At 61.7% G+C, this 20,721-nt stretch carries 21 protein-coding genes; 13 read left to right on the top strand and 8 right to left on the bottom strand.

The features are described 5' to 3' along the window. Nucleotides 1–3: 3 nt before the first annotated feature. Together nth and HU772_RS05705 are read left to right on the top strand one after the other, a co-directional pair. On the top strand, nt 4–642 hold the full coding sequence (nth, locus tag HU772_RS05710; RefSeq protein ID WP_186662579.1) for an endonuclease III: 639 nt from the start codon (nt 4–6) through the stop codon (nt 640–642). Nucleotides 643–746: 104 nt separating this feature from the next. Then, entirely contained in the window at nt 747–923 is a 177-nt protein-coding gene (locus tag HU772_RS05705; protein ID WP_186662580.1) for a PA3496 family putative envelope integrity protein, read from the top strand. A gap of 46 nt (nt 924–969) precedes the next feature. Here the strand turns inward: HU772_RS05705 and HU772_RS05700 are convergent, their stop codons facing one another. Continuing rightward, nucleotides 970–1,596: a response regulator transcription factor gene (locus HU772_RS05700; protein ID WP_186662581.1), complete on the bottom strand. Its 627-nt coding sequence runs from the start codon at nt 1,594–1,596 to the stop codon at nt 970–972. A gap of 365 nt (nt 1,597–1,961) precedes the next feature. Between HU772_RS05700 and HU772_RS05695 the strand changes: the two genes are divergently transcribed. After that, nucleotides 1,962–2,489 carry a hypothetical protein gene (locus HU772_RS05695; RefSeq protein ID WP_186662582.1) on the top strand — a complete coding sequence of 176 codons (528 nt, stop codon included), beginning with the start codon at nt 1,962–1,964 and terminating at the stop codon, nt 2,487–2,489. Nucleotides 2,490–2,540: 51 nt separating this feature from the next. On the opposite strand, the gene HU772_RS05690 is transcribed toward HU772_RS05695, so the two are convergent. Both HU772_RS05690 and HU772_RS05685 read right to left on the bottom strand, forming a co-directional pair. After that, nucleotides 2,541–3,758, bottom strand: a complete 1,218-nt coding sequence (locus HU772_RS05690) for an argininosuccinate synthase (RefSeq protein WP_003254941.1) — start codon at nt 3,756–3,758, stop codon at nt 2,541–2,543. Between the two features lie 128 nt (nt 3,759–3,886). Beyond that, nucleotides 3,887–4,858 (bottom strand): flagellar protein MotY, encoded by a 972-nt coding sequence (locus HU772_RS05685; RefSeq protein ID WP_186662583.1) that lies wholly within the window; start codon nt 4,856–4,858, stop codon nt 3,887–3,889. 130 nt (nt 4,859–4,988) lie between these two features. On the opposite strand from HU772_RS05685, the gene pyrC reads away from it, so the two are divergent. Both pyrC and rnt read left to right on the top strand, forming a co-directional pair. Further along, the gene (pyrC, locus tag HU772_RS05680; protein WP_186662584.1) at nt 4,989–6,035 is read left to right on the top strand and encodes a dihydroorotase; all 1,047 of its coding nucleotides are present in this window, start codon (nt 4,989–4,991) and stop codon (nt 6,033–6,035) included. A 59-nt stretch (nt 6,036–6,094) separates the two neighbouring features. Next, complete coding sequence (gene rnt, locus HU772_RS05675; RefSeq protein WP_372239547.1) at nt 6,095–6,706, top strand: ribonuclease T; 612 nt, start codon at nt 6,095–6,097, stop codon at nt 6,704–6,706. 261 nt (nt 6,707–6,967) lie between these two features. Here rnt and HU772_RS05670 read toward each other — a convergent pair whose 3' ends face one another. Then, the gene (locus tag HU772_RS05670; protein ID WP_003254945.1) at nt 6,968–7,570 is read right to left on the bottom strand and encodes a peroxiredoxin; all 603 of its coding nucleotides are present in this window, start codon (nt 7,568–7,570) and stop codon (nt 6,968–6,970) included. A 213-nt stretch (nt 7,571–7,783) separates the two neighbouring features. On the opposite strand from HU772_RS05670, the gene HU772_RS05665 reads away from it, so the two are divergent. Together HU772_RS05665 and bfr are read left to right on the top strand one after the other, a co-directional pair. After that, complete coding sequence (locus tag HU772_RS05665; RefSeq protein WP_011532520.1) at nt 7,784–8,005, top strand: bacterioferritin-associated ferredoxin; 222 nt, start codon at nt 7,784–7,786, stop codon at nt 8,003–8,005. A 202-nt stretch (nt 8,006–8,207) separates the two neighbouring features. Further along, nucleotides 8,208–8,681 (top strand): bacterioferritin, encoded by a 474-nt coding sequence (gene bfr / locus HU772_RS05660; protein WP_186659051.1) that lies wholly within the window; start codon nt 8,208–8,210, stop codon nt 8,679–8,681. 86 nt (nt 8,682–8,767) lie between these two features. Here bfr and grxD read toward each other — a convergent pair whose 3' ends face one another. Beyond that, entirely contained in the window at nt 8,768–9,103 is a 336-nt protein-coding gene (gene grxD / locus HU772_RS05655; protein ID WP_136913238.1) for a Grx4 family monothiol glutaredoxin, read from the bottom strand. A gap of 91 nt (nt 9,104–9,194) precedes the next feature. Then, on the bottom strand, nt 9,195–11,303 hold the full coding sequence (locus HU772_RS05650) for a molybdopterin oxidoreductase family protein (protein WP_186659055.1): 2,109 nt from the start codon (nt 11,301–11,303) through the stop codon (nt 9,195–9,197). Nucleotides 11,304–11,667: 364 nt separating this feature from the next. Between HU772_RS05650 and argF the strand changes: the two genes are divergently transcribed. Beyond that, nucleotides 11,668–12,588, top strand: coding sequence for an ornithine carbamoyltransferase (gene argF, locus HU772_RS05645; protein ID WP_186659060.1), 921 nt, complete (start codon nt 11,668–11,670; stop codon nt 12,586–12,588). Next, nucleotides 12,585–13,694, top strand: a complete 1,110-nt coding sequence (locus HU772_RS05640) for an ABC transporter ATP-binding protein (RefSeq protein WP_186659063.1) — start codon at nt 12,585–12,587, stop codon at nt 13,692–13,694. Before argF ends, HU772_RS05640 begins: the two co-directional genes overlap by 4 nt. A gap of 101 nt (nt 13,695–13,795) precedes the next feature. Here the strand turns inward: HU772_RS05640 and HU772_RS05635 are convergent, their stop codons facing one another. Next, nucleotides 13,796–14,575: a PhzF family phenazine biosynthesis protein gene (locus HU772_RS05635; protein WP_186659066.1), complete on the bottom strand. Its 780-nt coding sequence runs from the start codon at nt 14,573–14,575 to the stop codon at nt 13,796–13,798. A gap of 99 nt (nt 14,576–14,674) precedes the next feature. Continuing rightward, nucleotides 14,675–15,145: a Cys-tRNA(Pro) deacylase gene (gene ybaK / locus HU772_RS05630; protein WP_186659069.1), complete on the bottom strand. Its 471-nt coding sequence runs from the start codon at nt 15,143–15,145 to the stop codon at nt 14,675–14,677. Nucleotides 15,146–15,449: 304 nt separating this feature from the next. On the opposite strand from ybaK, the gene HU772_RS05625 reads away from it, so the two are divergent. From HU772_RS05625 to glpD, 4 genes are all read left to right on the top strand, one after another. After that, the gene (locus HU772_RS05625; protein ID WP_186659072.1) at nt 15,450–16,301 is read left to right on the top strand and encodes an MIP/aquaporin family protein; all 852 of its coding nucleotides are present in this window, start codon (nt 15,450–15,452) and stop codon (nt 16,299–16,301) included. Between the two features lie 78 nt (nt 16,302–16,379). Then, nucleotides 16,380–17,879, top strand: coding sequence for a glycerol kinase GlpK (glpK, locus tag HU772_RS05620; RefSeq protein WP_186659076.1), 1,500 nt, complete (start codon nt 16,380–16,382; stop codon nt 17,877–17,879). Nucleotides 17,880–18,139: 260 nt separating this feature from the next. Continuing rightward, the gene (gene glpR / locus HU772_RS05615; protein WP_186659079.1) at nt 18,140–18,895 is read left to right on the top strand and encodes a DNA-binding transcriptional repressor GlpR; all 756 of its coding nucleotides are present in this window, start codon (nt 18,140–18,142) and stop codon (nt 18,893–18,895) included. Nucleotides 18,896–19,141: 246 nt separating this feature from the next. Beyond that, nucleotides 19,142–20,680: a glycerol-3-phosphate dehydrogenase gene (glpD, locus tag HU772_RS05610; protein ID WP_186659082.1), complete on the top strand. Its 1,539-nt coding sequence runs from the start codon at nt 19,142–19,144 to the stop codon at nt 20,678–20,680. Nucleotides 20,681–20,721: the final 41 nt, after the last annotated feature.

The raw sequence follows: 20,721 nt of genomic DNA, 5'->3' as shown, positions 1-20,721 counted from the left end.
CCCATGAATGCCGCCAAACGCCTGGAGATCTTTCGCAGGCTGCATGAAGACAATCCCGAGCCGAAGACAGAACTGGCCTATACCACGCCCTTCGAACTGCTGATTGCCGTGATTCTCTCGGCCCAGGCCACCGATGTCGGGGTCAACAAGGCCACCGCCCGCCTGTACCCGGTCGCCAACACACCACAGGCGATCCACGCCCTGGGGGTGGAAGGGCTGAGTGAATACATCAAGACCATTGGCTTGTATAACAGCAAGGCCAAGAACGTCATCGAAACCTGCCGTCTGCTCGTCGAACAACATGACGGCGAGGTGCCGCAGACCCGTGAAGCGCTCGAAGCCCTACCCGGAGTCGGCCGCAAGACCGCGAATGTGGTACTGAACACAGCATTCCGCCAGTTGGCCATGGCGGTCGACACGCATATCTTCCGCGTGAGCAACCGCACCGGCATCGCCCCTGGCAAGACCGTGCTCGAGGTGGAAAAGCAGCTGTTGAAGTTCGTTCCCAAGGATTACCTGCTCGATGCCCATCACTGGCTGATCCTGCACGGCCGCTATGTTTGCCAGGCGCGCAAGCCTCGCTGCGGCAGTTGCCGAATCGAGGACCTGTGCGACTACAAGCACAAGACGTCGGACGATTGAGGTAATAGCGGGTTATGGTGATAGCCGATTGAAAAAATCTTTTTTACCCGCTCTGCGAATCCCGTTATAAGGACGGCCAATGGCCCTTTGGCTTGGAGTGACGAATGAGCACCGATAAAGAAGATCTGGCTATCGACGAAGAGTTCTCGAACACAGACGAGGACGAAGAGCCTCAGGCCGAACCGGCCAAGACCAACCTGAGCAAACGCCGCACCATCGACAACATGCTCGAAGAACGGCGGCTGCAGAAACAACTGGCTGACTTCGACTACGACCTGTAGCCCAGCCAGGCACAAGCCTTCGCCACGAAGGCTTGTGCCATTACCCTCAGGCCAACCCGTTGCGTTGGGCCAACTCGATGAGATCGACCAAAGAGCGGGCATTGAGCTTGAGCAGCAAGCGAGTCTTGTAGGTACTGACCGTCTTGTTGCTCAGAAACATGCTATCGGCGATTTCCTTGTTGCTTTTACCGCGCGCCAACTGCTGCAACACCATCATCTCCCGCCCAGAGAGACGCTCGACCATCTCGCTCTCCGTACCGCCCCCGACCCCTGAACGCCCCTTGTGCAGCGCCTGATTGGGGAAATAGCTGTAACCGGATAGCACGGCCTTGATCGCGCTGAGCAACTCTGTCAACTCCTGCTGCTTGCACACATAACCTGCGGCGCCTGCCTGCATGCAACGCATGGAAAAATGTCCGGGTGCCTGCGATGTCAGCACCAGCACTTTGCTGGCGGGGCTTAGCAAGGTCAACCGGGCTATCACTTCGAGCCCATCCAGCTTGGGAATTCCGATATCCAGAACGACGATGTCTGGAAGATACTCCCGCGAAAGTTGCAGGGCATCCACACCGTTGTCACTCTCCGCAACCACCTCGTAGCCATGCCGCTCCATCAGCATGCGTACGGCCAGGCGAATGACCGGGTGATCATCCACGATCAGCACTTTATTCATGCGATATCCATTGATTCGTTATTTTCATTTCGCCAGACCACAATAACCGACCTTGCGGCCATTGGGTTCTGAAGTTCCCGTGGCAGATACATCAAAAGAATGGGACTACACCAATTACGGATTAATCCTACAGATATCAATTTCACAAAATGTAATAGATCCACGCCGGAATTAACCGTCACAAAAATTAACAGCCCTATCAATGGGATCCAAGTGCAAGTGCATTACACAACTTGCAGGAAATTTCATTTATGGCCAGGGGATAAAGGTTGAAGGAGATTCATTTCCAACACGGGAACTTCCTCACACTGCTCACTTGAAATGAAACGACGTACAGATGAGTGACGCCCGAACGGATACCCATCATGAATAAAGAATCCATCAGCCCCCTGACCCTTATCGCCGTCTTTGCCGGCGTCATCGAAGCCTCGGCTTTGGCTTCACTGCCATTCTTGAGTGAAGAAAGCCAGAGTATCTATACTTGGTTCCTCGTGGGTTTTCCGTTCTTCCTTACGGTGCTGTTCTTTCTCACGCTCAACTTCAACAACGACTCATTGTTCGCCCCCGACAAGCACGAGCCAGGCGCCGGCTGCACGCCTCCTTCCAGCCCGATGCCACTACACGAAGCGAAGCCGCCGCAAAAACACCGCCCCCCCCCCAAAGCTGCAATGAAGTCGGCGCGGCGCAAGCAAAGCCCAATGGTCATCGCCATCTCTGGCCAGGAAAGCCGCAAGATGATCGAGAAGCATGTCCTGCGCATGATCGAGCACCCATCACCCACCACCCGCCGCTGGATCCTCTACAACCTGGATGCACGCGTGTGCATACAGCTCTCGGTGAAACCCATGCCCGAACATGCAGCGCCAGCGCTGGATGGCAAACGGAGCGGCTGAAACGCGGGCAAAAAAAAACCGGCCAATGGCCGGTTTTTTGTCAGAGCGCGCTTAGAGCAGCGAGCGCCCCTTGTTGGCCGCGATGCGCATGCGCAGGGCATTGAGCTTGATAAAGCCCGCCGCGTCAGCCTGGTTGTAGGCGCCGCCATCTTCCTCGAAAGTCGCGATGTTGGCATCGAACAGCGAGTCGTCCGACTTGCGACCGACAACGGTCACATTGCCCTTGTACAGCTTCAGGCGCACAACGCCGTTCACATTGACCTGAGAGGCGTCGATCATCTGCTGCAGCATCAGACGCTCCGGGCTCCACCAGTAACCGGTGTAGATCAGGCTGGCGTACTTCGGCATCAGCTCATCCTTCAGGTGAGCGACTTCGCGATCCAGGGTGATCGACTCGATGGCACGGTGCGCCTTGAGCATGATGGTGCCGCCCGGGGTCTCGTAGCAGCCGCGCGACTTCATGCCGACGTAGCGGTTCTCGACGATGTCCAGACGGCCGATGCCGTTGGCGCCGCCGATGCGATTGAGGTCGGCCAGCACGGTGGCTGGGCTCTTCTCGACGCCGTCGATGGCGACGATGTCACCGTTGCGGTAGGTCAGCTCGATGTAGGTAGCCTGGTCTGGCGCGTTCTCCGGGGAGACGCTCCAGCGCCACATGTCTTCCTCGTGCTCGGTCCAGGTATCTTCCAGGACACCACCTTCGTAGGAGATATGCAGCAGGTTGGCGTCCATCGAGTACGGCGACTTCTTCTTGCCGTGGCGCTCGATCGGAATCCCGTGCTTCTCGGCGTAGTCCATCAGCTTCTCGCGGGACAACAGGTCCCACTCACGCCATGGGGCGATGACCTTGACGCCGGGCTTGAGCGCATAGGCACCCAGCTCGAAACGCACCTGGTCGTTGCCCTTGCCGGTAGCACCATGGGAAATAGCATCGGCGCCGGTTTCGTTGGCGATCTCGATCAGGCGCTTGGCGATCAGCGGACGGGCGATGGAGGTACCCAGCAGGTACTCGCCTTCATAGACGGTGTTGGCGCGGAACATCGGGAAGACGAAGTCACGCACGAATTCTTCGCGCAAGTCGTCGATGTAGATTTCTTTCACGCCCATCGCCTGGGCCTTGGCGCGGGCCGGTTCGACCTCTTCGCCCTGGCCGAGGTCGGCGGTGAAGGTCACCACTTCACAGTTGTAGGTGTCCTGCAGCCACTTGAGAATCACCGAAGTATCAAGGCCGCCGGAATACGCCAATACGACCTTTTTTACGTCCGCCATGCCATCACTCCACGGGGTTGTACGGAAAGCCGATGATTCTACCGGCCTTGCCGAAATATTTACAATGGGGCGACAGCTTGTGACGACAAAGCGACAGGAATTGTCGAGAGCGCGACCCGTGGTCGCACTCAGGATTTCGCCGGGGCGGGCTGCGCGGCGGTGGCAGCAGGTGCTGACGGGGAAGCTGCAGGTGCCGGAATAGAGGCCGGTGCTGGTGCTGCCGGTTTCTCCACCGGTTTCTCGACGGGCGTCACGCGCTCGAGCTGGATGTTCACCCGGCGATTGCGCGCGCGGTTGGCGGCGCTGTTGTTCTTGGCCAGCGGATAGCGCTCACCGTGGAAACGCACGGTGATCTGCTCTTCCGGCACGCCGTGGGCCTTGAGGTACTCGGCCACCGCCAGCGCCCGCCGACGCGAGGTATCGCGGTTGGTCAGGCGATTGCCGCTGTTGTCGGAGTGACCATTGAGTTCGATGTGGTTGACCGTCGGATCGGCCTTCAGGTAGTCGAGCAGCACATCCAGGCGCGCACGCGCCGAGCCGTCCAGCTCGATCCCCCCCCCAGGGAAACCGACCTGGGTCTGGCGGATCTGGTCATAGTTCATTGGCAGTAGCTTGGCAGCGCACAGCTGGTAGTCGCCGTAGGCCTTGGCGAAGCTGACCGGCATCACATGCACTTCCATCGGCCTACCACCTTCGCCCCGATAGTTGCGCACCACGGTGCTGCGGCCATCGAGCAGGCCATTGATCAGACGGCTGGCCTGGCCTTGGCTGGAAGTGAACAGCACGCCCGTGCGGGCCATCTGCACCGCGCCGAGGTTTATGTCGCCGCGCCCCGGCTGCCAAGGCGCCGCCGCGGCCAGCAAGGTGGCGGAACCGGCCCCCAGCACATTGCTGTCCGAGCGCAGCTGGAAGGTCGGCTGCTCACCGGCGCGGCGCACGAACTCGCCACTGCCGAAACCGTCGATCGGCTGGATCAGGCGACATTCGAACTGGTCCCCCTCGACTTTCCAGGCAACGTTCTCCACGCGGGTCTGGAAGGTCAACGCGCCGGCCGGCAGGCTGGCGACAAGGGTGAACAGGGCTAGGTAACGCTGGCGCACGGGCGGCTCCACAGATTCTGACGGCTTACCTCAAGGCTATCGGACGCCTGCGGGAAAACTTGATAGCCGTGCTCGACAAGGGGTTTTCCGGTAGCATTGAGGTCTGAGTTCGACCCGCCTGGAATTCCCAATGTCCGATCGCCTGACCCTCCTGCGCCCCGACGACTGGCACATCCATCTGCGCGATGGTGCCGTCCTGCCACATACCGTCGGTGACGTGGCGCGCACCTTTGCCCGTGCCATCATCATGCCCAACCTCGTGCCGCCGGTGCGCAATGCCGTCGAGGCCGCTGCCTACCGCGAGCGCATCCTTGCCGCACGCCCCGCCGGCAGCCGCTTCGAGCCGCTGATGGTGCTGTACCTCACCGACCGCACCAGCGCCGACGATGTCCGTGCCGCCAAGGCCAGCGGGATCGTGTACGCCGCCAAGCTCTACCCGGCCGGCGCCACCACCAACTCCGACTCGGGCGTGACCAGCATCGACAACATCTTCCCGGCGATCGAGGCCCTGGCCGAGACCGGCATGCCATTGCTGGTGCACGGTGAAGTCACCCGTAGCGAGATCGACGTGTTCGACCGCGAGAAGCGCTTCATCGACGAGCACATGCGCCGCCTGGTCGAACGCTTCCCGACGCTCAAGGTGGTGTTCGAACACATCACCACAGGCGACGCCGCGCAGTTCGTCAGCGAGGCCCCGGCCAACGTCGGCGCGACCATCACCGCCCAGCACTTGCTGTACAACCGCAACCACATGCTGGTCGGCGGCATTCGTCCGCACTTCTATTGCCTGCCGATCCTCAAGCGCAACACCCACCAGGTGGCGCTGCTGGATGCGGCCACCAGTGGCAATCCGAAGTTCTTCCTCGGCACCGACTCGGCGCCACACGCCAAGCACGCAAAAGAAGCCGCCTGTGGTTGCGCCGGCTGCTACACCGCCTACGCCGCGATCGAGCTGTACGCCGAGGCGTTCGAGCAACGCAATGCCCTGGACAAGCTCGAAGGGTTCGCCAGCAAGCACGGCCCGGACTTCTACGGCCTGCCACGCAACACCGACACCATCACCCTGGTGCGCGAGGAGTGGAAGGCGCCTGAAAGCCTGCCGTTCGGCGACACCACCGTGGTTCCCCTGCGCGCTGGTGAAACCTTGCGCTGGCGCCTGCTGGAGGACAACGCGTGAGCGAAGACCTCTACGAAGACGATCAGGACAACTCGGTCAGCAGCGGCTCGCGCCACCCGATGGCCGAGCGTTTCCGCGGCTACCTGCCGGTGGTGGTGGACGTCGAGACCGGTGGATTCAACAGCGCCACCGACGCCCTGCTGGAAATTGCCGCGGTGACCATCGGCATGGATGAGAAGGGTTTCCTGTTCCCCGAACACACCTACTTCTATCGGGTCGAACCCTTCGAAGGTGCGAACATCGAGCAGGCCGCCCTGGAGTTCACCGGCATCAAGCTGGACCATCCGCTGCGCATGGCCGTAAGCGAGGACAGCGCGCTGACCGACATCTTCCGTGGCGTGCGCAAGGCACTGAAGGCCAATGGCTGCAAGCGGGCGATCCTGGTCGGCCACAACAGCAGCTTCGACCTGGGCTTCCTCAATGCCGCGGTGGCGCGCAACGATATCAAGCGCAATCCTTTCCACCCATTCTCCAGCTTCGACACTGCCACCCTCGCCGGCCTCGCCTATGGCCAGACCGTGCTGGCCCGGGCTTGCCAGAGCGCGGACATCGACTTCGACGGCAAGGAAGCGCATTCGGCGCGCTACGACACCGAGAAGACCGCCGAGTTGTTCTGCGGCATCGTCAACCGCTGGAAAGAGATGGGCGGCTGGCGCGATTTCAACGACTAAGCTGCAAGCTGCAAGCTGCAAGCTACAAGCTACAAGTAAGAGCTGCCTGCATGCGCCCCGTGCTTTTCGCTTGAAGCTTGTAGCTTGTAGCTTGTAGCTTGTAGCTTGTAGCTTGTAGCTTGTAGCTTGTAGCTTGTAGCTTGTAGCTTGTAGCTTGTAGCTTGTAGCTTGTAGCTTGTAGCTTGTAGCTTGTAGCTTGTAGCTTGTAGCTTGAAGCAAAAAAAAACCGGCCACCGGGGCCGGTTTTTTGCGCTTGGCAAATTACAGCTTGCCAGCGTTCTCGCTCAGGTAGGCAGCAACACCTTCCGGCGAAGCGTTCATGCCCTTGTCGCCTTTCTTCCAGTTGGCCGGGCAGACTTCACCGTGCTCTTCGTGGAATTGCAGGGCGTCAACCAGACGCAGCAGCTCGTCCATGTTACGGCCCAGCGGCAGGTCGTTGACGATCTGCGAACGCACGACACCGTTGGTGTCGATCAGGAAGGCACCACGGAAAGCCACGCCGCCTTCGGACTCGACGTCGTAGGCCTTGCAGATTTCGTGGGTCATGTCGGCAGCCAGGGTGTACTTGACCTGGCCGATGCCGCCATTGTTGACCGGGGTGTTACGCCAGGCGTTGTGGGTGAAGTGCGAGTCGATCGACACGCCGATCACTTCCACGTTGCGGGCCTGGAAATCAGGGATGCGGTTGTCCAGGGCGATCAGCTCGGACGGGCAGACGAAGGTGAAGTCCAGCGGGTAGAAGAACACCAGGCCGTACTTGCCTTTGATGGCCGAGGCCAGGTTGAAGCTGTCGACGATTTCGCCGTTGCCCAGCACGGCCGGTACGGTGAAGTCAGGGGCTTTCTTGCCAACGAGTACGCTCATTCGATATCTCCTGATGAGGGGTGAAGAAGCTTGCCGGGTGGAACCTGCTCCCCCGGATCCAGCAAAGGTCGACCATCATACACAGCTTTGCGTGACAGGCCGAATCCCTGCCATCGGTCGCTCAAGCACGGCCCTTCCAGAAAGTGCTTTGACAAGCATTCTCATTACCATTAATCTCCCCCCAACGACTCAACCCCGCGATGGTCAGCCTTTATGTATGTGTGTCTTTGTGTCGGTGTCACCGACGGACAGATCCGCGATGCGATCTACGAAGGATGCTGCAGCTACAAGGAAGTTCGAGCCGCGACCAACGTCGCCAGCCAGTGTGGCAAATGTGCCTGCCTGGCCAAGCAGGTGGTGCGTGAAACGCTCACCGAATTGCAATTGAGCCAACAGGCCGTGCTGCCCTACCCCGTGGAATTCAACGCCGCCTGATTTCAGCGAATTCAAAGAACCGGACCTTGCGTCCGGTTTTTTTATGCCTTCAATTCAATAACTTAGCGCTCGAACGCGGTTCACAAACATTCTTATTCCTATTAATTTTCACTTATTATTCAATAACTTAGGTTTGACATAGTTAGAGGTCGGGCTCAAACTCGAATCCATTGGCTCAACTTCTACAGGGCAGGACCCCATCATGAAAGGCGACGTAAGCGTCATCCAGCATCTCAACAAGATCCTCGGAAACGAGCTGGTCGCGATCAACCAGTACTTCCTGCATGCACGCATGTACGAAGATTGGGGCCTGAACAAGCTGGGCAAGCTCGAGTACAAAGAGTCCATCACCGCGATGAAGGACGCTGACAAGCTGATCAAGCGTATTCTCTTCCTCGAAGGCATTCCCAACGTCCAGGACCTGGGCAAGCTGCTGATCGGCGAGCACACCAAGGAAATGCTCGAGTGCGACCTGAAGCTTGAGAAAAAAGCCCACACCGACCTGAAAGCCGCCATCGCCCACTGCGAAACCGCCGGCGACTTCGGCTCCCGTGACTTGCTCGAAGATATCCTCGAGTCTGAGGAAGAACACATCGACTGGCTGGAAACCCAACTGGGCCTGATCGACAAAATCACCATCGAGAACTACCTGCAATCGCAGATGGGCGAAGAATAAGCCCTGCCGCTCCTACAGCGGCACGCAGCAAATCAGAAAACAAAAAGCCCCGCGATTGCGGGGCTTTTTGTCATGCAAGGACCGGATCAGGCTTCGGAAGCCTTGGCCTTGGCGGCTGCTTCCTTGATCAGGGTCTGCAGCTCACCCTTTTCGAACATCTCCAGCATGATGTCGCTGCCGCCGACCAGCTCACCACCTACCCACAGTTGCGGGAAGGTCGGCCAGTTGGCGTACTTGGGCAGGTTGGCACGGATTTCCGGGTTCTGCAGGATGTCGACGTAGGCGAACTTCTCGCCACAGCCCATCACCGCCTGCGAAGCACGGGCCGAGAAGCCGCACTGCGGGGCATTCGGCGAGCCTTTCATGTAAAGCAGAATGGTGTTGTTGGCGATCTGCTCTTTGATTGTTTCGATGATATCCATGAAGCACCTCGGCTGAACTTTCCGACGTGATCGTCGGCACGGTGGCGCATTGTAACGGAAAGCCGAGCAGCATGCTCGGCCTTGCCGCAGGTCAGGCCGCCTCTACCTGCACCGGCACCCCATTGAGTGCCGCGTTACCCGACACGGCGTCGCGCAGGTGTTCATCGGTCAGGTCGTTGGCACTCACTCCCGGTTGCGCACTGGCCACCTGCAACTGCGCCCCCTGACGCCCATGTCCGTAGCCATGGGGCAGGCTGACCACACCCGGCATCATCTCGTCGCTGGCCTGCACCTGTACCTCCAGCACCCCGGTACGCGAATGAACACGCACAGTCTGGCCATCCTGGAGCTGCCGCTGGTGCAAATCGTCCGGGTGCATCAGCAACTGGTGGCGTGGCTTACCCTTTACCAGGCGATGAAAGTTATGCATCCATGAGTTGTTGCTGCGCACATGGCGACGACCGATTAGCAGCAGTTGGCCTGGGGCTGGCGGCACCTGTGCGGCCAAGCGCTGCAAGTCGTCGAGCAAGACCGTCGGTGCAGCCTCGACCTTGCGGCTCTCGGTGCGCAAGCGTGCGGCCAGGTTTTCACGCAGCGGCCCAAGGTCCAGGCCGTGAGGATGCAGGGCCAGGGTCTGCAACGACAGCTTGAATGCCGATTCGTCGCCATAGCGCCCTTTGCGCAAGGCAAAGTCGATCATCTGCGCCGGCGCCAGGGTGACCTTGAGTTCGACCTGCGCACGCCTGGCGAACGCCTGCGCCAATCCGACGAAAATCTCCCAGTCGTGCAGCGCCCCCTCGGGCTTGGGCAGGATCGCCCGATTGAAGCGCGTGACATTACGCACCGCCAGCAGATTGAAGGTCGAATCGTAGTGATCGTTCTCCAATGCCGATGTCGAAGGCAGGATCAGGTCGGCATGCCGGGTGGTCTCGTTGATGTACAGATCGATGCTGAGCATGAAGTCGAGCCCAGCCAGCGCCTCGTCCAGGCGGCGCCCATTGGGCGTGGACAGCACCGGGTTGCCGGCAACCGTGACCAGCGCCCGCACCTGCCCCTCGCCCGGTTCCAGGATTTCCTCGGCCAGGGCCGAGACCGGCAACTCGCCGCCATATTCCGGCAACCCCGACACCCGGCTCCGCCACTGGTTGAAATGCCCACCGGAGGTCGAGGCGACCAGGTCCACCGCAGGCTCCGTGCACAGGGTGCCACCTTCGCGGTCGAGGTTGCCGGTCAGCAGGTTGATCAGCTGGACAAGCCAGTGACACAACGAGCCGAATGACTGGGTCGACACCCCCATGCGGCCGTAGCACACGGCCTTGTCGGCCGCGGCAAAGTCGCGGGCCAACTGCCTGATGTCCTGCGCCGCGATGCCACAGAGCTCGCTCATGGCTTGAGCGTTGAATGGCATGATGGCCTCACGCACTTGCTCCAAGCCATTGACCGGCAGGTGCGAGCCTTTGGCCAAGCCCTCGGCGAACAGGGTATGCAGCAAACCACACAACAGTGCCGCATCACCGCCGGGGCGGATGAACAGATGCTGGTCGGCGATGGCGGCCGTTTCGCTGCGTCGCGGATCCACCACCACCAGGCGACCGCCCCTGGCCTTCAGCGCTTTGAGCCGCTTTTCCACGTCTGGCACGGTCATGATGCTGCCGTTCGAAGCCAACGGGTTGCCACCCAGGATCAACATGAAGCTGGTGTGGTCGATGTCTGGGATCGGTAGCAGCAAGCCGTGTCCGTACATCAGGTGGCTGGTCAGGTGCTGCGGCAGTTGGTCAACGGAGGTGGCCGAGAAGCGATTGCGCGTTTTGAGCAGACCGAGAAAATAGTTGCTGTGGGTCATCAGCCCATAGTTGTGCACGCTTGGATTGCCCTGGTACACCGCGACCGCATTGCGTCCATGGGCTTGCTGCACTGCCCAAAGCCGCTCGGCGGCCAGTTCGAAAGCCTCGTCCCAGCCGATCGGCTGCCAGTGCGCGCCGATGCGGCGATGCGGCTGGCGCAGGCGGTCGGGATCCTCCTGGATATCCTGCAACGCCACGGCCTTGGGGCAAATATGCCCACGACTGAATGAATCCTGCGGGTCGCCCTTGATCGAGCTGATGCGCGAGCGGCCGTCAGCCTCATGGGTAATTTCGATGTTCAGGCCACAGATAGCCTCGCACAGGTGACAGGCTCGGTGATGCAGGGTCTTGGTCATGGCCGCCTCTGCCTTGTTGTTCTGGACGCTCGACTATGCGCTGCGCCACCGCAGCGTGCCAGCGCGCTTCGCCGCGTGAATCGGGCGACATCAGGCCGGCGATTCGCGACAACGGGTTTGCCAAAGCCGCGCCGCGCCGTGTACAACCGCTGTAGCAAATAAAAAACGGCTGCCTGCCAACGGGTTACGACACCCTTTGACACAGAGGCGGTGTTTCCCCTCTTGGTTTCAGGCGACATTTAATTATAGTATTGCGCCTTTCCCTATTCCGTCCGCCCCGTGCGGCTTACGCCGCAGGTCACCCCCGTTGTCAACAAAAACCATACGGTCGACCTGCAGAACGTTGCAGATAAGGTAGTCAATCATGAGCGCTAGGCACTTTCTCTCCCTGCTGGATTTCACCACCGACGAATTGCTCGGTGTGATCCGCCGAGGCATCGAGCTGAAGGACCTGCGCAAGCGCGGCGTGCTGTTCGAGCCGTTGAAAAACCGCGTGCTGGGGATGATCTTCGAGAAATCCTCGACCCGTACCCGAGTGTCGTTCGAAGCCGGCATGATCCAGCTCGGAGGCCAGGCGATCTTCCTCTCGCCGCGCGACACCCAGCTGGGCCGTGGCGAACCGATCGCCGACAGTGCCATCGTGCTGTCGAGCATGGTCGACGCGGTGATGATCCGCACCCACGCCCACAGCACGCTCACCGAGTTCGCCGCCCACTCGAAGGTGCCGGTCATCAACGGCCTGTCCGACGAGTCGCACCCCTGCCAGTTGCTGGCCGACATGCAGACCTTCTTCGAGCACCGTGGCTCGATCCAGGGCAAGACAGTCACCTGGGTCGGCGATGGCTTCAACATGTGCAACTCCTACATCGAAGCGGCCGTGCAGTTCGACTTCCAACTGCGCATCACCTGCCCCGAAGGCTACGAGCCCGATCAACGCTTCCTGGCGCTGGGCGGTGACCGCGTGCAGATCATCCGCGATCCACGGGAAGCCGTGCGTGGCGCCCACCTGGTAACCACGGATGTCTGGACTTCCATGGGCCAGGAAGAGGAAACTGCACGACGCCTGGCGCATTTCGCGCCTTACCAGGTCACCCGCGAACTGCTCGACCTGGCGGCACCCGACGCCCTGTTCATGCATTGCCTGCCCGCCCACCGTGGCGAGGAAATCAGCCAGGACCTGCTCGACGACCCTCGTTCGGTCGCCTGGGACGAAGCTGAGAACCGCCTGCATGCACAGAAGGCCCTTCTGGAATTCCTTGTAGAACCGGCTTACCACCACGCATGAGTCAATCCCTGCTGCTCAACCTGCGCGACCTCGCCTGCGGCTATGGCGACCAGCGCATCGTCCAGAACCTCAACCTGCACCTGAACGCAGGCGACATCGGTTGCCTGCTGGGTTCCTCCGGGTGCGGCAAGACCACCACCCTGCGCGCCATCGCCGGTTTCGAGCCGGTGCACGCGGGCGAGATCCAGCTGGCCGGCGAGGTCATCTCCCGTGCCGGCTTCACCTTGGCCCCGGAAAAGCGCCGGATCGGCATGGTGTTCCAGGACTACGCACTGTTCCCCCACCTCACCGTGGCGCAGAACATCGCCTTCGGCATCGGCAAGCACCCCAGGCAGGCCGCAGTGGTCGAGGAGATGCTCGAGCTGGTCAAGCTCGGCGGACTGGGCGGGCGTTACCCGCATGAGCTGTCCGGCGGCCAGCAACAGCGCGTTGCCCTGGCCCGGGCACTGGCGCCCGAGCCGCAACTGCTGTTGCTCGACGAGCCGTTCTCCAACCTCGACGTGGAGCTGCGCCGGCGCCTGAGCCATGAGGTGCGCGACATCCTCAAGAGCCGTGGCACCAGCGCTATCCTGGTCACCCACGACCAGGAAGAAGCCTTCGCCGTCAGCGACCATGTCGGCGTGTTCAAGGAAGGCCGCCTGGAGCAGTGGGACACGCCCTACAACCTCTATCACGAACCGCAGACACCATTCGTCGCCAGCTTCATCGGCCAGGGTTACTTCATCCGTGGCCAGATGAGCAGCCACGAGGCGGTCACCACCGAGCTGGGCGAACTGCGTGGCAACCGCGCCTATACCATGGCCCCCGGCAGCTCGGTGGACGTGTTGCTGCGCCCCGATGACATCATCCATGCGCCCGACAGCACCTTGCGCGCGCAGGTCATCGGCAAGAGTTTCCTCGGTGCATCGACCCTGTATCGCTTGCAACTGCCCACCGGCAGTCAGCTGGAAGCGATCTTCCCCAGCCATAACGACCACCCGCTTGGCCAGGATGTCGGCATTGCCGTGGCGGCCGATCACCTGGTGCTGTTCCCGGTGCCTGGCAGTGTTGCCGCGCAATTGCCGCGTCATGAGAATGGGGTGCGCCGGGTCAGCTCAGCGCACTGACTCTTGCGATTGGCACCGGCTGCGCCGGTGTTCGCCAGCAAGGCTGGCTCCTGCGAGGCTTGCAACCTGCCTGGTAGAAGCCAGATTGACTGGCGAACCTATCACAGCATCAGCGTGCCACTGGCCACCCGCCTGGCCATGCCACCGATCTTCACCCGCTCCCCCTCCAGGCGACAGAACAGCTCCCCGCCCCTGGCCGAGCGCTGGAAGGCCGTCAGCTCGGTCTTGCCCAGGCGCGTCGCCCAATACGGGATCAGCGAGCAGTGGGTGGACCCCGTTACCGGATCCTCGGGGATACCGATACCTGGCGCGAAATAGCGCGACACAAAATCATGCTGTTCCCCTGGGGCGGTGACGATCACCCCTAGCCCTGGCAACCGGGCCAATGCGGCCATGTCCGGCGCGCAGTCACGCACTGCCTGCTCCGATGCCAGCACCACCAGCAGCTCCTTGGTCTGGTAGACCTCACCCACCGCGCAACCCAGCGCCTCGGCGACCGCCACCGGTGCGGCCAGCGGCTGCGGATCGATACGCGGAAAATCCAGCCATAGATAGCCATCTTCACGGGTCACGCTCAACAAGCCTGAGCGGCTCTGAAAATCCAGACGCGGGACCTTTTCGCCGTAGACCTCAAACAGCACATGAGCCGTGGCCAGCGTGGCATGGCCACACAGGGGCACTTCGGTGCTGGGGGTGAACCAGCGAATCCGGTAGCCCTCTCCTTCGGCCACCACGAACGCGGTTTCGGCAAGGTTGTGCTCGGCGGCAATCTGCTGCATCAAGCCGTCGTCGAGCCACTGCTCCAGGTGGTAGACCATGGCCGGATTGCCGGCGAAGGGTCGGTCACTGAATGCGTCGACCTGATGAAAATGCAGTTGCATGCCACGACTCCAGTGTTCGGCGGGAAAGGCATCGAGCATGAGGGAATGCCCGGGGGCCGAACAGTGACAGAGTCGTGGAATTTGTATCAGTACAGATGATCAGCCACGGCCAATCTCGGCAAACTGCGCCTGGGTATGGGCGGCCAGCACCGCAGCCGTCAGTTCCACTTCCAGACCACGTCGGCCGGCACTGACATGAATGGTTTCATGATGTTGCGCCGATTCATCGATAAAGGTGCGCAAGCGCTTCTTCTGCCCCAGCGGGCTGATCCCCCCCACCAGGTAGCCGGTGGCACGCTGGGCGGCCTGCGGATCGGCCATCTCGCATTTCTTCACCCCTGCGGCGTGGGCCAGGGCCTTCAAGTCGAGGGTACCGACCACCGGCACCACCGCGACCAGCAATTCTCCCTTCTCGCTGCTGGCCAACAGCGTCTTGAACACCCGTAGTGGGTCAAGGCCGAGCTTTTCCGCCGCTTCCAAGCCGTAGGACGCAGTTTTCGGATCGTGTTCGTAGCTGTGCACGCGATGCTCGGCGCGGGCTTTCTTCAGCAGGTCCAGGGCGGGGGTCATGGTGGCTCCAGTGGCACACAGGTCGGCGGCTACTTTAGGACAAATCCCCCCCACCGGCCAGTGCAAGCCCCAGGCTAGAGCAGCGGCCATGAGTTCATCTGCCGCCCTGCCGGTCAGATTGTGGCCATAGGTTCATTTTCGACCTTTGACATCAGCGTTTCTTGTCTATATTTTTTCGTTTATGAATAAATGGTGCACCTATAAGGTGCACTTCCTGTACCCGCCCGGCATCAATGGGGATCGATGCCGGGCTTTTTGCTGTCGAGCGCCCAGCGCCTCACAACAACAAGAACCGAGGTCATACATGACGACTGCACTGCGACAACCGACGTTATCCGCCCAATGCCTGGCCGAGTTCCTCGGCACGGCCCTGCTCATCTTCTTCGGTACCGGCTGTGTCGCCGCGCTCAAGGTCACCGGCGCCAGCTTCGGCCTGTGGGAGATCAGCATCATCTGGGGGGTGGGCGTGAGCATGGCGATCTACCTCACTGCCGGTGTTTCCGGCGCGCACCTTAATCCGGCGGTGAGCATCGCGCTTGCGCTGTTCGCCGGCTTCGACAAGCGCAAACTGCCCTTCTACATGCTGGCCCAGGTCTGTGGCGCATTCTGTGGCGCCGCGCTGGTGTACTTCCTGTACAGCAACCTGTTCTTCGATTTCGAACAAAGCCACGCCATGGTCCGCGGTAGCCAGGCCAGCCTCGAACTGGCCTCGACGTTCTCCACCTACCCGCATCCGGCGTTGTCCACCGGCCAGGCATTCCTGGTCGAAGTGATCATCACCGCCATCCTGATGGCGGTGATCATGGCCCTGACCGACGACAACAACGGCCTGCCACGGGGCGCCACCGCGCCCTTGCTGATCGGCCTGCTGATCGCCGTGATCGGTAGCGCCATGGGCCCGCTGACCGGCTTCGCGATGAACCCGGCGCGTGATTTCGGCCCCAAGCTGATGACCTTCCTCGCAGGCTGGGGCGAAATCGCCTTCACCGGTGGCCGTGACATTCCCTATTTCCTCGTGCCGATCTTCGCGCCTATCCTCGGCGCCAGCCTGGGCGCGGCCCTGTACCGCGGCCTGATCGCCCGCAACCTGCCGGTCGCGCACGCCGAGACGCCACAGACAGACGATAATCCTCAGGGTGATACCCAGGTTTCCTGATGCCGCGCCGAGCCCGGGGCTGAACAGCCCTGGCCCGCCACGCCCTGACCTATTCCAATTTCTTGCAAGGCCATCGACATGACAGACACCCTGGACAAGAACTACATCATCGCCCTGGACCAGGGCACCACCAGTTCCCGCGCGATCATCTTCGACCGCGACGCCAACGTGGTCGGTACCTCCCAGCGCGAATTCGCCCAGCACTACCCGCAGGCCGGCTGGGTCGAGCATGACCCGATGGAAATCTTCGCCACCCAGAGCGCGACCATGGTCGAGGCCCTGGCCCAGGCCGGCATCAGCCACGCCCAGGTCGCCGCCATCGGGATCACCAACCAGCGTGAAACCACGGTGGTCTGGGACAAGGAAACCGGCCGCCCGGTGTACAACGCCATCGTCTGGCAGTGCCGGCGCAGCACCGAGATCTGCGCCCAGCTCAAGCGCGATGGCCATGAGCAGTACATCCGCGAGGCCACCGGCCTGGTCACCGACCCGTACTTCTCCGGCACCAAGCTCAAGTGGATCCTCGACAACGTCGAAGGCGCCCGCGAGCGTGCCGAACGCGGCGAGCTGCTGTTCGGCACCATCGATACCTGGCTGATCTGGAAGTTCTCCGGTGGCAAGGTGCACGTTACCGACTACACCAACGCCTCGCGCACCCTGATGTTCAACATCAATACGCTGCAGTGGGACGAAAAGCTGCTCGATATCCTCGGCATCCCACGGCAGATGCTGCCTGAAGTGCGCCCATCGTCGGAAATCTATGGCAAGACCAAGAGCGGCATCGACATCGCGGGCATTGCCGGCGACCAGCAGTCGGCACTGTTTGGCCAGATGTGCGTCGAGCCTGGCCAGGCCAAGAACACCTACGGCACCGGCTGCTTCCTGCTGATGAACACCGGTGACAAGGCGGTCAAATCGTCCCACGGCCTGCTCACCACCATCGCCTGCGGCCCACGCGGCGAAGTGGCCTATGCCCTGGAAGGCGCGGTGTTCAACGGCGGCTCCACCGTACAGTGGCTGCGCGATGAACTGAAGATCGTCAACGACGCCTACGACACCGAGTACTTCGCCAGCAAGGTCAAGGACAGCAACGGCGTGTACCTGGTGCCAGCCTTCACCGGCCTGGGCGCCCCGTACTGGGACCCGTACGCCCGTGGCGCGCTGTTCGGCCTGACCCGTGGCGTGAAGGTCGACCACATCATCCGCGCGGCGCTGGAGTCGATCGCCTACCAGACCCGCGACGTGCTCGACGCCATGCAGCAGGATTGCGGCCAGCGCCTGTCGGAACTGCGCGTGGACGGCGGCGCGGTGGCCAACAACTTCCTCATGCAGTTCCAGGCCGACATCCTCGGCACCTGTGTCGAACGTCCGAAAATGCGCGAGACCACGGCCCTGGGCGCGGCCTACCTGGCGGGCCTGGCCTGTGGTTTCTGGAGTGGCCTGGACGAGCTGCGCGACAAGGCGATCATCGAGCGCGAGTTCAGCCCACAGTTGGACGAAGCCGCCAAGGAGAAGCTGTACAAGGGCTGGCGCAAGGCCGTGGACCGCACCCGCGACTGGGAAGACCACGACGCCTGATCCCCGTGCCTCGCACCGGCTACGCCGGTGTTCGCGGCGGTGCGCCGGTCCGATAAACCCGCTCCCACAGACCTCAAGCCATGCGCGTCACCTGTGGCAGCCAGCCTTGCTGGCGAACCAGGCGACGCGGTGTCTGAAGTGTGAGCTGGCTACCGGCGACGGACCGCCAAGCAACCCCCATTGACCAAAGGCCTACTGGTCGTCATCCCCTTCCTACGGCATCATTGCAGAATTTATCCGGCTGCCCCTAAGGACCGCCCATGAATCTGCCTCCTCGCCAACAACAAATCCTCGAGCTGGTCCGCGAACGCGGCTATGTCAGCATCGAGGAGATGGCGCAGCTGTTCGTCGTCACCCCGCAGACCATCCGCCGCGATATCAACCAGCTCGCCGAAGTCAACCTGCTACGCCGCTACCATGGTGGCGCGGCCTACGACTCGAGCATCGAGAATACCGCCTACGCCATGCGCGCCGACCAGATGCGCGATGAGAAACAGCGCATCGCCGAAGCCGTGGCCCAGCAAATCCCCGATCACGCCTCACTGTTCATCAACATCGGCACCACCACCGAATCCATCGCCCGCGCCCTGCTCAACCACAACCACCTCAAGGTCATCACCAACAACCTGCACGTGGCCGCGATCCTCGCCGCCAAGGATGATTTCGAGGTGCTGGTGGCGGGTGGCACGGTCCGTCGCGATGGCGGCGTGGTCGGCCAGGCCAGCGTCGACTTCATCAACCAGTTCAAGGTCGACTTCGCCGTGGTCGGCATCAGTGGCATCGACGAAGACGGCAGCCTGCTGGACTTCGACTACCAGGAAGTGCGCGTATCCCAGGCGATCATCGCCAATGCCCGCCAGGTCATCCTCGCCGCGGATTCCAGCAAGTTCGGCCGCAACGCCATGGTGCGCCTGGGCTCGATCAACCTGGTCGACTGCCTGGTGACCGACCAGGCCCCTTCGGCCGCCCTCACCCAGCTGCTCAACCAGCACAAGATCCGCCTCGACGTGGTTTGAGTACAGCGCTTCTACCGACCATAGCGGCACCCTAGGGTGCCGCTGAGATACGCTCGCCTTACACGCCGACGCAGGCAGTAACCTGCTGCTGACGCTCAAGCCTTTTTCACAAATGTTCATTTCCCTGTCATCCGATCAGTTTTTTCTATAAAGACTGACTGGCAGCCGCCTGTTCATTGCGCTAGTATTTTCGAAAACGAACATACATGTTCGCATTCGATGCGAACGCCCCAGGAGGCCTTGCCCGTGTCCCAGCCTGTTTCGTCCCAGCCCCCCCTCCACGACTGCTACGACCTCGCCGTGATCGGCGGTGGCATCAATGGCGTGGGTATCGCTGCCGATGCCGCCGGGCGCGGCCTGAAGGTGTTCCTTTGCGAAAAGGACGACCTGGCCCAGCACACCTCCTCGGCCAGCAGCAAGCTGATCCACGGCGGCCTGCGCTACCTGGAGCACTACGAGTTCCGCCTGGTGCGTGAAGCCCTGGCCGAGCGCGAAGTGCTACTGGCCAAGGCGCCGCATATCGTCAAGCCGATGCGCTTCGTCCTGCCGCACCGCCCTCACCTGCGCCCGGCCTGGATGATCCGCGCCGGCCTGTTCCTCTACGACCACCTGGGCAAGCGCAAGCGCCTGGGCGCCTCGCGCAGCCTGCGCTTCGGCCCGGGCTACCCACTCAAACCGGCCATCACTCGTGGTTTCGAATACGCCGACTGCGCCGTGGACGACGCGCGCCTGGTGGTGCTCAACGCCATGGCCGCCCGGGAAAAAGGCGCGCACATTCACACCCGCACCCGCTGCCTGCGCGCCGAACGCATCGACGGCGTCTGGCAAGTGGAACTGCAACAGGCCGATGGCAGCGTGCACAGCATCCGCGCCAAGGCACTGGTCAATGCCGCTGGCCCATGGGTCGCCAGCTTCATCAAGGATGACCTCAAGCTCGAGGCCCCCTACGGCATCCGCCTGATCCAGGGCAGCCACCTGATCGTGCCGCGCCTGTATGAAGGTGAACACGCCTACATCCTGCAGAACGAAGACCAACGTATCGTCTTCTGCATTCCCTACCTGGACCGCTTCACCCTGATCGGCACCACCGACCGCGAATACAGCGGCGACCCGGCCAAGGTGGCAATTACCGACCAGGAAACCGACTACCTGCTCAAGGTGGTGAACGGCCACTTCAACCACCAGCTGAGCCGCGACGACATCCTGCACACTTACTCGGGCGTACGCCCTCTGTGCAATGACGAATCGGACAATCCCTCGGCGGTGACCCGCGACTACACCTTGGCACTGTCTGCCAGTGAAGGCCAGGCGCCGCTGTTGTCGGTGTTCGGCGGCAAGCTGACCACCTACCGCAAGTTGGCCGAGTCGGCGATGGGCGAACTCAATCCGTTCTTCAGCCAGATGCGCGGCAGCTGGACAGCCGGCGCGCCCCTGCCCGGCGGCGAAAGCATGACCACCGTGCAAGCCCTGGTCGAGGCGCTGCTGGCCAAGCATGACTGGCTGGCAGTGGATATCGCCAAGCGCTGGGCTGTGACTTATGGCAGCCGGGCCTGGCGTTTGCTGGAAGGCGTGCAGGGCCCACAGGACCTGGGCCAGGCGCTCGGCGCAGGCCTGTTCACCCGCGAAGTGGACTACCTCTGCCGTGAAGAGTGGGCCACCGGCGCGGACGACATTCTCTGGCGCCGTACCAAGCTGGGCCTGTTCACTAGCGCGGCCGAGCAACAAGGGCTGCGTGACTACCTGGCGCAATGCGAACTGCCGCGCGGGCAGATTCACGCGGCCTGAGTAATGACCCTGGCATGCCATACGCATGCCGGGGCCTTCGG

Origin of the sequence: Pseudomonas xantholysinigenes, from assembly GCF_014268885.2 — a bacterium.
Taxonomy (GTDB): domain Bacteria; phylum Pseudomonadota; class Gammaproteobacteria; order Pseudomonadales; family Pseudomonadaceae; genus Aquipseudomonas; species Aquipseudomonas xantholysinigenes.
The sequence above is the reverse complement of the archived record's forward strand: the minus strand, read 5'-3'. Positions and strand labels throughout refer to the sequence as shown.